This is a genomic window from Kitasatospora sp. MAA19, from assembly GCF_029894125.1.
Lineage (GTDB): Bacteria > Actinomycetota > Actinomycetes > Streptomycetales > Streptomycetaceae > Kitasatospora.
Genome location: NZ_JARXYZ010000052.1, coordinates 18,549 through 29,068 on the forward strand (window position 1 = coordinate 18,549; position 10,520 = coordinate 29,068).

Sequence of the window (10,520 nt, forward strand, 5' to 3'; positions counted from 1 at the left end):
CCTGGGGTCTGTCCGGCCCGGCCGGCTGCTCGGGTCACTTGGCGCAGGCGTCGGTGTCGTCCGCCTGCACCCGCTGGAGGTCCTTCGGCGCCTCGGTCGGGGGCGCGGCCGGGGTGGTCGGCGCGGTGAGGATGTCCTTGCCGAGCACCACCACCAGCGAGCCCTTCGGGTCGGCCTTCGGGTCCGGCCGGACGGCGTCGCCGGGCAGGCCGAGGGCGGCGGCCAGGGCGGCGGCCGCGGCCTCCTGCCCGGTCGGGTAGGACACCGAGCTGCTCGCGGTGACGGGCGCGTCGGAGGCCGTCGCAGCCTTGGCGAAACCCTTCGTGCGGAGCTTGTCCACGGTCGGCCCCGACTGCCCGCGCGTCCCGCTGCCGTTGCGCACCGTCACCCGGACGTCCTTGGGGTCCACCGCCGGGGTGGTGGCGGTCGGAGCCGGCTGCGCGGGCGCCGGCGCGGCCTCGGTGGTCTCGGGTGCGGCCGGGGTGGCGGTCTCGGTCAGCGAGCGGTCGCCCGCGATCATCGCGAACAGCTGCCCGGCGTCCGGCTGCTTGAGCACCAGCCGGTCCTTGTCCTTGGGGTCGTCCAGGACCGGCACGGTGGCGAAGGTGATGTTCTTGGTGTCCACCTTGCTGAGGTCCAGCGCGAGGTCCTTCAGCTTGTCGACGCTGCCTATCCCGGAGTCCACGGTGAGCGCCTTGGTGGCGGCGTCCGCGAGCTTGTAGAGCTTGCTCGGGCTGGTCAGGGTGTCGTCGCTCTTGATCTTGCGGATCATCGAGCTGATGAACTGCTGCTGGAGCGGGATCCGGGTGAGGTCGCCGCCGAAGCCGACCGCGTGCCGGGTGCGGACGAAGGCCAGCGCCTCCTCGCCCTGGACCACGTGCCGGCCCTTGCTCATCTTCAGGTGCGAGTCCGAGTCGTTGATGTCCTTGGCCGCGCAGACCTCGACCCCGCCGACGGCGCTGGAGAGCGTCTTCACCGCCTCGAAGTTGACCTGCACGAAGTGGTCGACCCGGATCCCGGTGATCTTCTCCACCGTCTTCCAGGTGCAGCCCGGGTCACGCCCGTCCTGGCCGAGGCTGGTGTTGAACATGTCCCGCGCGGTGCCGGGGATCTTCTTGCCGTCGGAGCTCTGGCACTCCGGGATCGGCACCATCAGGTCGCGCGGGATGCTGATCGCGGTCGCGTTGGAGCGGTCCTTGGAGATGTGGAACAGCAGCGTGGTGTCGGCGTGCCCGGCGCTGCCCTCGTCGCCGTACTCACGGCCGAGGCCCTGCCGGCTGTCGGTGCCCAGCACCAGGATGTTCAGCGCGTCCCCGGCGGCCTTGGGGCGCTCCTCCTCGTTGCCGAGCTGGACCTTGACGGAGGTCAGGTTGCTGTTGAAGTGCTGGTACAGGTAGTACGCCCCGCCGCAGCCCGCGACCATCACCAGGGCGCCGGCCCCGGCGGTCCACTTGAGCGCCCGGCGGCGCCGGGTCCGCTTGGCGGCGGCTGCCGCCCGGCGTCGGGAGTCCCGGCGGCCCGGCCCGGCGGCCTCCCCGGCCTCGACCGCGGGCGCGGCCGGGGCCGCCGCGGCGTTCCGGCCGGACGGGCGGCGGCGCTGCCCGGGGATGCCGGCGGACGGGTCGAGCCGGTACTGGCCGGTTTCCGGGTCACGCGTCCACTGGTCGGCGGGATCGACCTCCGGTTTGTCCTGCTGCACGGGGGTTCCCTACCTCCGACCGGTGACGGCTTCGGCTCGCCCATTCGGCGGGCCGATCCGGACACACTAAACGAGCCGAACGGGGGAATCGTTCCGGGTGTGATCCGTGCCATGGTCAGGTAATAGCCCGGTCAAGCTCCCAGAACCCGGGAACTTTCCGGAAAACCCGCGCCGACCTGCGGCGCAGCCCCGATCAGTGCGGTGCGCAGGCGTCCACGTCGGCCGTACGTCCCTCGAAGGTGGGCGAGGCGCCCGCCGAAGGTGACGCCCCCGCCGTCGCGCCGGCCACTTCGTTCGACCCCGCACCGGGTGCCGGACTCGCGCCCGCACCCACGCCCGCCCGCACGCCCGCCCCGGGACTCGCACGAACGCCCGCCCCGGGACTCGCACGAACGCCCGCCCCGGGACTCGCCCCCACGCCCGCCCCGGCACTCGGCGACGGCGCCGCATCGGGCGGTCGGACGGCGACCTGCCGGTCGTCCCGCAGCGCGGTGAACAGCTGGGTGGTCTGCGGCTGCACGAACTCGTCCCGGTCCGAGTCGTACCGGTACGGCCGGCGCGGCGCCGTCAGGAACACCACGTCCGTCGAGGGGACGCCCCGCAGGTCCTGGGTGAGGTCGTACAGCGCGCCGAGCGAGGACAGTCCGCCGTCCGCCTTGACCGAGGAGGTCGCCGCGTCCAGCACCGGCCACAGCCGCGCCGGGTTCAGCAGCACGCCCTGCGACTGCACCTTGCGGATCAGCGCGGCCAGGAACTGCTGCTGACGGCCCATCCGCTGGGTGTCGCTGCCGTCGCCCAGGCTCTCCCGGGCCCGGACGTAGCCGAGCGCCTGCTCGCCGTGCAGGCTCTGCCGCCCGGCGGCCAGGTCGAGCTTGGCCTCCTTGTCGTGGATGGCCTGCGGGACGCACACCTCGACCCCGCCGATCGCGTCCACCATCGTCTTGAAGCCGCTGAAGTCGAGGATCACGTAGTGGTCGATCCGGATGCCGCTCAGCTGCTCGACGGTGCGGATCGAGCAGGCCGGCCCGCCCAGTTCGAACGCCCAGTTGAACTGCATCAGCCCGGCCTTGCCGCGGGTGCCGTCCGGCTTCTCGCAGGCGGGGACGGTGACCATGACGTCGCGCGGGATGGAGACCGCCGTCGCGTGCCCGCGGCCGGCGGCCAGGTGCAGCAGGATCGTGGTGTCCGAGCGCTGGGCGCCGGGCTCGCCGCCGTACGAGGCGTTGGCGCCGGAGCGGTCGTCGCTGCCGATCAGCAGGATGTTCTCGGCACCCTTGGCCCCGGCCGTCCGGCTCGGCCGCTCGGCCTCCAGCCGGGCGAGCAGCTCGTCGGTGGCCGAGTCGGTGCGGATGTTGCCGTCCAGCGTGCGGTAGGCGATCCAGAACAGCGCCCCGGTGGCGACCAGCAGGAACGCGACGACGCCGGCGGTGATCAACAGCCACCGCCGGCGCCGGTGCGGGCGTCCGGGTCCCGGTCCGGAAGGGGGAGCGTCCGTCGGGGAAGTGTCGGTCGGGGGGTGCGCGGTGTCGTCCTCGGCCATGGCAGGGATCCCTACCCGCCCGGCCGGAACTGGGGATTACCCGAGACGCAGTGTCACCCGTTCGGATTCGGTCCGCTTCTCCCACTGCTCGGGCGTGAGCTCCTGCGCGTTGCGGCACAGCACCACCGAGGCGCCGGCCGCCAGCGGGGCCAGCAGACCGGCCTCCAGACCCGCCCAGTCCTCGTACGACAGGGTGGAGAGGACCCGGTCGCCGGGCTTCAGCCCGAGCCGGACGGCCCCCTCGCGGGCCAGCGCGACGGTCTGCTCGCCGGTCAGCTTCAGCGGCAGCCCGTCCACGGCGGTCTCCAGCGCCTGGCCGTCCGGGGCCACGGGCGAGTACGGCGCGAAGCGGTCGCCCTGGCCGGGCACCTCGGCGGCGTAGTCGAGGAAGCCGTCCGGGCGCTGTGGGAAGCGCCCGCCGAGCGGGCGCAGGGCCAGGGCCACCCGCTCGCCCTCGCAGGCCTGGGCGGCCGCCAGGCCGTCCGGGCCGCTGACCACCAGGTCGGCGGCGGCCGGGTCTCCGGCGGGCACCGCCGTCACCCCGACCGACCAGCAGGCCAGCAGCCAGACGGCGCTCTGCCAGTGGGCGGGCAGCAGCAGCGCGGCCCGGTCGCCCGGGCCGGCGTTCAACTCGTCCTGGAGGAGGTTGGCGGTCTTGGCCACCCAGTTGTCGAAGGTCCGGGCGGACAGCTCCACCCGTTCGCCGGTGGCGTCGTCGTAGAAGGTGACCAGCGGGGCCGCGGGATCGACCGTGGGCGTGCCGCCTCGCAGGTATGCGTGCAGCAGCTCGACGGGGGTGCGGGCATCGGCAGCGAAATGCGCAGTCATGGTGCGCCCCAGCCTACGGCCTTCGGGTGGGGCGTCGGGAGGGGTGGCGGGAGGGTGGCGGGAGGGGCACGGGGCGGCGTGGCGAGCGGTCCGATTTGCCGCCACCATCCGGTCTATGCGCCTTTCCCTCCCGGCCGGCCTGCTCGCCGGCTGCACCGTGGCCCTGCTCCTCCAGCCCGCCGCCACCGCCGGTCCGGCCGACCCGGACGGTGCCCGGCGCCGTGCCTCGGCCGGCGGCGGCTCGGTCACCTCACTGCCGCTCGGCCCCGGCTCCGGCCTGGCCCCGCGCACCACCGGGCCGTTCGAACTCCTCGGCGTCGACCGGCCCGTCCACGGCGCCCACACCCTCGGCTTCAACACCGACTCGGCGGGCGTCGCCGCCATCGGCACCTTCGTCTCCGACTCCCCGCCCCAGCCCCTCCTGGACGGCCTCGCCGCCATCGCCGCCTGGAAGCTCGGCCTCACCGGCCGCGCCGCGGACGGCCGCGCCCAGCTCACCTCCAGCTCCGACGCCAGCCGCTACCCCAAGGGCACCGTCGTCGCCTTCGACGCCGTCTCCGGCCACCGCGACGCCTTCAACACCGAGTGCCCCGGCGCCGCCCTCTACGCCCGGCTCCCCGCCCTCCGCGCGGCCGCGGCCCACCTCCAGACCCTCTAGGCAGGCCCCGGCACCCGCCCGACCAGCCCCCGCAGCTCCGCCGTCAAGGCCGCCGCCAGGTCCGGCCGGAGGTCGTACCGCGCCGGGGTGTTCTGCAGCAGCTCGATCCGCCACCCCGCCCCGGCGTTCACCGCGATCACCGTCTGCACCGCGTTGAGCGCCGGGTCCAGGTCCTCCGCGTCGTCCGGCACCAGCCCCGCGACGGCGTTCAGCTGCGCCACCCCGGCCCCCAGCGCGCGCACCCGCCGCACCCTGGCCACGTACTCCGGCGTCGCGTGGTCCGCGAAGATCCGTCCCAGCTCGGCGGCGATCACCGACCGCCCGCAGTGCCTGGTCCCGTCGAAGCCGACCACCTCCCCGTGCTCGGCGAACGGCCCGGCGAAGGCCGAGCCGTCCCGCTGGTTCCACCCCTCCAGCGCCCGGTGGTACAGCGCCCGCACCGCGCTCTCGTCCCCGGAGGACAGCTCCGGCAGCCGCGTATCGTTCATATCCCCATGGTCGACGAAGGCGGTGGAGCCGGACAGCGGAGGAGGCGTACGGCGGTGACGGGCGAGTCGGTACGGCGCTGGCGGCCGGGCTTCCCGCTGGACGCGGCCCGGACGCTGCTGCCGCTGCGCCGGGGCCCCGCCGACCCGGCGTACCGCACCACCGGCGACGGCGCGATCTGGCGGGCGTCCCGGACCCCGGCGGGGATCGGGACGCTGCGGGTGCTGGCGCGGCCGGGGGCCGGCGAGGTGGAGGCCACCGCCTGGGGCCCGGGCGCGCAGTGGCTGCTGGAACGGCTGCCGGCGCTGCTGGGCGCGCAGGACGATCCGGAGGCCCTGGTGCTGCCGCCCGGCCCGCTGCGGGACGCCCAGCGCCGCACCGCCGGGGTCCGCCTCACCCGCACCGGACTGGTCCTGGAATCCCTCGTCCCGGCGATCCTGGAGCAGAAGGTGACCACCGACGAGGCGTACCGCGCCTGGCGCACCCTGCTGAGGGACTTCGGCACCGCGGCGCCGGGCCCGGCCGAGGGCCTGCGGGTGGCGCCGTCGGCCCGGGAGTGGGCCCTGGTGCCGAGCTGGGAGTGGCACCGTGCGGGGGTGGATCCGAAGCGCTCGGCGACGATCATGCGCGCCGTCCGGCTGGCCCCCCGGATGGAGCAGGCCTCCGCGATGGACCACGCCGAGGCCTTCGCCCGCCTCACCGCCGTCCCGGGGATCGGGACCTGGACGGCCGCCGAGACCCTGCAGCGCAGCAACGGCGACCCGGACGCCGTCTCGGTCGGCGACTTCCACCTGCCCAACCTGGTCGGCTGGGCCCTGGCCGGCCGCCCCCGCAGCGACGACGCCCAGATGCTCGCCCTGCTGGAGCCCTACCGCCCGCACCGTCACCGCGTCTGCCGCCTCCTGGCAGCCACCGCCGTCCACGCCCCCCGCTACGGCCCCCGCCTCACCCCCAACGACCACCGGGGCAGATGACCGGCCCGGCGCCGCTACGCCGAGGTCGCGGCTTCCCCCTGGGCGCACGTCAAGTCGCTGTGCGCCTGGCCGAGTTGCTCCGTCGGGCCGAGGCGCGGACGCGCGCCGCCCGCGACGAGGCCGCCGACGCGCTGGCCGCCCGTGAGGCGGTGCAGCACCTGGGGGACCCGACGATCGGGAGGGCCGCATTGCTCGCCGAGGTCGCTACCGCACCTCGATGAAGGCGTCGGCGCTGCGCTCGGGGCGCGCCCGCGGGGCTTCGGCGGGGCGGCCGACGGCGATGGCGCCCATCGGGTCCCAGCCGGCCGGGAGGTCGAGGGCGGCGCGGACGGTGTCGCGGCAGAACATGGTGGACGACACCCAGGCGGAGCCGTAGCCCTCGCCGGTGAGGGCGACGAGCAGGTTCTGCACGGCGGCGCCGGCGGCGACGGTGAACATCTCCCGTTCGGCGGTGGCGCGCCGCTGGTCGGGGTAGTGGTGCGAGCCGTCCATGACGAGGCACGGCACCACCAGGTAGGGCGCGTCGCGCAGGACGTCGCCGCGGGCGGTGCGGCGGGCGATCCGGGCGTCGTCCCAGCCATCGAGTTCGCGCAGGTCGCGCTGCCAGGCGGCGAGCATCGAGTCGAGCAGCCGGGTGCGGACCTCCGCCGTCTCCAGCAGGACGAACCGCCACGGCGTGGTGTGGTGCGGAGCGGGCGCGGTGACGGCGGCGGCGACGGCGCGGCGGACGGCGGCGGGGTCGACGGGCTCGGCGGTGAAGGAGCGGACGGTGCGCCGCAGGGTGACGGCCTGGCGCAGCGCCTCGGAGGTGCCGAGCCGGAACATGTCGTCGACGGCGGGGCGGACCAGCGGCCGGGCGCCTTCGCCGTCCTCGGCGGTGACGAGGTGGCCGAGCCCGCGGACGACGGCGACCGGCACCCCGGTGGCCTTGCCCTTCACCAGGTCGGCGGCGGCGGCGAGTTCGTCGGCGGTGGCGGTGACGGTGAGCGTCAGCTCGTTGCCGTGGCTGTCGGTGCGCCCCCGGTGGTCCTCCAGGACGGTGAGCCCGGCGGCGCCGATGGCGACGTCGGTGAGCCCGTTGCGCCAGGGGCGGCCGAAGGTGTCGGTGACGACGACGGCGAGCCGGCGTCCGGTGAGCCGCTGGAGCCCGGCGCGCAGCGCGCGGGCGGAGGCGTCCGGGTCCTCGGGCAGCAGCAGGACGGTGCCGGGGGCGGTGTTGGAGGCGTCGACGCCGGCGGCGGCCATGACGAAACCGTTGCGGTTCTCGACGATCCGGGCGGGGCCGCGTCGGGCGACCACCCGGACGGTCTCGGCGTCGATCGCGGCCTCGCGGTCGGCGGCGTGCAGCAGCCGGCCCTCGGCCTTGCTGACGATCTTCGAGGTGACCAGCAGGATGTCGCCGTCCCGGTAGTCGCCGGCCTTGGCGAGCAGCGCGGCGAGGTCGGCCCCGGCGTCGACCTCCGGCAGCCCCTCGACCGGCAGGACCTCCAGGCTCATGCGCCCACCTCGCCGCGCTCGGCGGTCGCTTCGCGAAACGCGCACCTTTTGACGGTTCGCGAGCTCCGCTCGCTCATGCGCCCACCTCGCCGCGCTCGGCGGTCGCTTCGCGAAACGCGCACCTTTTGACGGTTCGCGAGCTCCGCTCGCTCACGTGCGCACCTGCTCGGCGAGGGCGAGCGCGGCCCGGGCCATCTCGGCGGTGGCCTCGACGTCGGTCATCAGCAGCGGGACGGCCCGGCATGCGATCCCGGCGGCCTCGACGGCGGCGACCGAGTCCTGGTCGGCGGTGTCGACGAGCCAGCCGTCGATCAGCGCGGAGCCGTAGTCGAGGGCGACGGCCTCGGCGGTGGCCTCGACGCCGACGGCGGCGAGCACCTTGTCGGCCATGCCGCGCACCGGGGCGCCGCCGATGATCGGGGAGAGCCCGACGACGGGTGCCGGGGCGGCGGCGACGGCCTCCCGGATGCCGGGGACGGAGAGGATGGTGCCGATCGAGACGACCGGGTTGGACGGCGGGAGGAGGATCACGTCGGCGTCGGCGATGGCCTCCAGGACGCCGGGCGCGGGCTTGGCGGTGTCGGCGCCGACCGGGATGATCGCCTCGGCGTCGACGGCGGCGTGCAGCTTGACCCAGTACTCCTGGAAGTGGATCGCCCGGGTGCCCTGCTCGTCGGTGATCCGCACGTGGGTCTCGACCCGGTCGTCGCTCATCGGCAGCAGCCGTACGCCGGGCTTCCAGCGCACGCACAGCGCCTCGGTGACCTGGCTGAGGCTGTAACCGGCGGTGAGCATCTGGCTGCGGACGAGGTGGGTGGCGAAGTCGCGGTCGCCGAGCCCGAACCACTCGGGGCCGACGCCGTACTCCTGCATCTCGGCCTTGATCGACCAGGTCTCGTCGGTGCGGCCCCAGCCCTGCTCCTCGTGGATGCCGCCGCCGAGGGTGTACATCACGGTGTCGAGGTCGGGACAGACCTTGAGGCCGTAGAGGTGGATGTCGTCGCCGGTGTTGCCGATGACGGTGATCTCGTCCTGCGGTCCGACCGCCGCGAGGAGTCCGCGCAGGAAGCGCGCTCCGCCGATTCCGCCTGCCAGTGCCACGATGCGCATGGGGCCATCCTGCCACGGCCGGACTGCCCGTCAGCCCGGCCGCCGCCGGGCGCGACGGCCGGGCTGACGACGGCGGGTGCTCAGTGCGTCCCGGCCTGGGCCTGCGGGTGCTGTTCGGGGACGGAGGTGTCGCCGTACTGGTTCATCTCGGTGAGGCCCGGGGTGTAGAGGTGGATGGAGACGGCGGGTTCGAGCGTGCCGTTGACGACCTCGTGCAGGTAGCCGGAGGAGAAGACCCGCTGCCCGCCGGGGCGCAGGGTGCGCGCCGCTTCTCCCTCGTGGGTCAGCGAGCGCTCGATCAGCTCGCCCTGGACGACGGTCATCACGCCGGAGGACTCGCCGTGGTCGTGGAAGCCGCTGCTCTGGCCGGGCAGCCAGCTGAGCAGCCAGACCTCGTAGCCGGGGCCGGTCTCCAGCCGGGCGTACCAGCGGGTGAGCGCGTCGTAGCGGACCAGTGGCTCCCAGCGGGCGCGGTCGGCGGCGATCTCGCGGACCAGCCGGGCGTGGTCGGCGACGGTGGTGGGGTGGGCGGGCAGGTCGGTGCGGGCCAGGTGCGGGAAGGCGAGCGGGTCGCCGGCGATGGAGACGTCGCTGAGGCCGTCGGTCCAGCCCCGGGCGGACCGGGCGGGGCGGGCAGCGGCGGGTGCGAGTCCACGACGGGCGAGTTTGTTGCGGTCGCGGTTCCGCTGGCGGATGCGGGTCATGCGCACGGGAGTCGTCCTCGGAGTGGCGGCTGGTTCGTCAGGGATCAGCCGGATCCGGGATGTCCTGGGGCGGAATCGCGGGCGGCCTCTGTGCTTCCTGGGGGCGGCGCGCGGTGGGACGCGGGCGCCTAGATACAGCAGGAACAGAGGCGACAACAAGAGTTCACGGCACGACGGAGCGTGGAACCGCTCCGGGGGCTGGCGAACTCTGACATGGGGGAAAGGAGACCGTACCCACGGTCCCGGTGTCAAACGCAGGGATGGGGTATTCGAGGGGGTTAGGTCCGGAAGCTGCCCGGATGGGGTGATAAATCACCGTCTATGTTTCGATGGGAAGATCGCCGGGAAGGCAGGGCGATGACCGGCCTGTGATGGTGACCGAGCGTCACTCGGCGAATAGGTGCGGACGGTTCGAGGCCGTCCGGGGCTTTTGGGCTGAAGGTCCAATGTGTCCGAATATGTACACTATTCGTAACGGCTTGGTGCCGGGGAGTGAATCCTGGCCCCAATACCAGAGCTCGGCTTGACTGGGCCAGAGTGACGCAACTGTAATTTCACTCGTGTCGTCGGCCGCACGAGGCAACGGCAACCACGGGGACGCCAAGTAGGGGCAGAGGAGGCGCGCCACATGAGCGAGCTCTTTGAGCTGTTGATCGGTGACGGCATCGCGGAGGAAGAGGAGGAACTCGGTTGGCAGGAGCGCGCGTTGTGCGCCCAGACCGACCCCGAGTCCTTCTTCCCCGAGAAGGGCGGCTCCACTCGCGAGGCGAAGAAGGTCTGCCTCGCCTGCGAGGTCCGGTCGGAATGCCTGGAGTACGCCCTCGCCAATGACGAGCGGTTCGGCATCTGGGGCGGCCTCTCCGAGCGCGAGCGTCGTCGGCTCAAGAAGAGCGCGGTCTGACCGGGGTGGGCCCTGACCCCCGCTGACCCTTCGACAACCTCACAGCAGTACGGGCGCCTCACCGCGGTGGTGGGGCGCTTTCGTGTTCCCGGCCCCCTCTTCACCGGTTCCGCACCGGCACCG

General features: G+C 74.0%; 10 protein-coding genes. 3 read left to right on the forward strand and 7 right to left on the reverse strand.

Annotation, left to right across the window (positions count from 1 at the left end; genetic code table 11):
- Positions 1–34: 34 nt before the first annotated feature.
- From P3T27_RS38710 to P3T27_RS38720, 3 genes are all read right to left on the reverse strand, one after another.
- Positions 35–1,699, reverse strand: a complete 1,665-nt coding sequence (locus tag P3T27_RS38710; protein ID WP_280686038.1) for an LCP family protein — start codon at positions 1,697–1,699, stop codon at positions 35–37.
- Positions 1,700–1,892: 193 nt separating this feature from the next.
- Positions 1,893–3,134, reverse strand: a complete 1,242-nt coding sequence (locus P3T27_RS38715) for an LCP family protein (protein ID WP_348534199.1) — start codon at positions 3,132–3,134, stop codon at positions 1,893–1,895.
- Positions 3,135–3,275: 141 nt separating this feature from the next.
- On the reverse strand, positions 3,276–4,067 hold the full coding sequence (locus tag P3T27_RS38720) for a TIGR03089 family protein (protein WP_280686039.1): 792 nt from the start codon (positions 4,065–4,067) through the stop codon (positions 3,276–3,278).
- Between the two features lie 115 nt (positions 4,068–4,182).
- Between P3T27_RS38720 and P3T27_RS38725 the strand changes: the two genes are divergently transcribed.
- Entirely contained in the window at positions 4,183–4,725 is a 543-nt protein-coding gene (locus P3T27_RS38725) for an N-acetylmuramoyl-L-alanine amidase (RefSeq protein ID WP_280686040.1), read from the forward strand.
- Here P3T27_RS38725 and P3T27_RS38730 read toward each other — a convergent pair.
- On the reverse strand, positions 4,722–5,213 hold the full coding sequence (locus P3T27_RS38730; protein WP_280686041.1) for an SgcJ/EcaC family oxidoreductase: 492 nt from the start codon (positions 5,211–5,213) through the stop codon (positions 4,722–4,724). The two genes, P3T27_RS38725 and P3T27_RS38730, sit on opposite strands and share 4 nt — an antisense overlap.
- Before the next feature lie 54 nt (positions 5,214–5,267).
- On the opposite strand from P3T27_RS38730, the gene P3T27_RS38735 reads away from it, so the two are divergent.
- On the forward strand, positions 5,268–6,185 hold the full coding sequence (locus tag P3T27_RS38735; RefSeq protein ID WP_348534200.1) for a DNA-3-methyladenine glycosylase 2 family protein: 918 nt from the start codon (positions 5,268–5,270) through the stop codon (positions 6,183–6,185).
- A 204-nt stretch (positions 6,186–6,389) separates the two neighbouring features.
- On the opposite strand, the gene P3T27_RS38740 is transcribed toward P3T27_RS38735, so the two are convergent.
- From P3T27_RS38740 to P3T27_RS38750, 3 genes are all read right to left on the reverse strand, one after another.
- Entirely contained in the window at positions 6,390–7,682 is a 1,293-nt protein-coding gene (locus tag P3T27_RS38740) for a coenzyme F420-0:L-glutamate ligase (RefSeq protein ID WP_280686043.1), read from the reverse strand.
- 150 nt (positions 7,683–7,832) lie between these two features.
- On the reverse strand, positions 7,833–8,792 hold the full coding sequence (cofD, locus tag P3T27_RS38745) for a 2-phospho-L-lactate transferase (protein ID WP_280686044.1): 960 nt from the start codon (positions 8,790–8,792) through the stop codon (positions 7,833–7,835).
- A gap of 80 nt (positions 8,793–8,872) precedes the next feature.
- Positions 8,873–9,496 carry a cysteine dioxygenase family protein gene (locus P3T27_RS38750; RefSeq protein WP_280686046.1) on the reverse strand — a complete coding sequence of 208 codons (624 nt, stop codon included), beginning with the start codon at positions 9,494–9,496 and terminating at the stop codon, positions 8,873–8,875.
- A gap of 628 nt (positions 9,497–10,124) precedes the next feature.
- Between P3T27_RS38750 and P3T27_RS38755 the strand changes: the two genes are divergently transcribed.
- A complete protein-coding gene (locus tag P3T27_RS38755) occupies positions 10,125–10,397 on the forward strand; it encodes a WhiB family transcriptional regulator (protein ID WP_063349134.1) in 273 nt (90 codons plus the stop codon).
- The last annotated feature ends 123 nt before the right edge of the window (positions 10,398–10,520 follow it).

Bases quoted from the DNA above. Each gene is read 5' to 3' on its own strand.
- P3T27_RS38720 (WP_280686039.1), bottom strand. From the start codon at position 4,067: ATGACTGCGCATTTCGCTGCCGATGCCCGCACCCCCGTCGAGCTGCTG.
- P3T27_RS38725 (WP_280686040.1), top strand. From the start codon at position 4,183: ATGCGCCTTTCCCTCCCGGCCGGCCTGCTCGCCGGCTGCACCGTGGCC.
- P3T27_RS38730 (WP_280686041.1), bottom strand. From the start codon at position 5,213: ATGAACGATACGCGGCTGCCGGAGCTGTCCTCCGGGGACGAGAGCGCG.
- P3T27_RS38740 (WP_280686043.1), bottom strand. From the start codon at position 7,682: ATGAGCCTGGAGGTCCTGCCGGTCGAGGGGCTGCCGGAGGTCGACGCC.
- cofD (WP_280686044.1), bottom strand. From the start codon at position 8,792: ATGCGCATCGTGGCACTGGCAGGCGGAATCGGCGGAGCGCGCTTCCTG.
- P3T27_RS38750 (WP_280686046.1), bottom strand. From the start codon at position 9,496: ATGACCCGCATCCGCCAGCGGAACCGCGACCGCAACAAACTCGCCCGT.
- P3T27_RS38755 (WP_063349134.1), top strand. From the start codon at position 10,125: ATGAGCGAGCTCTTTGAGCTGTTGATCGGTGACGGCATCGCGGAGGAA.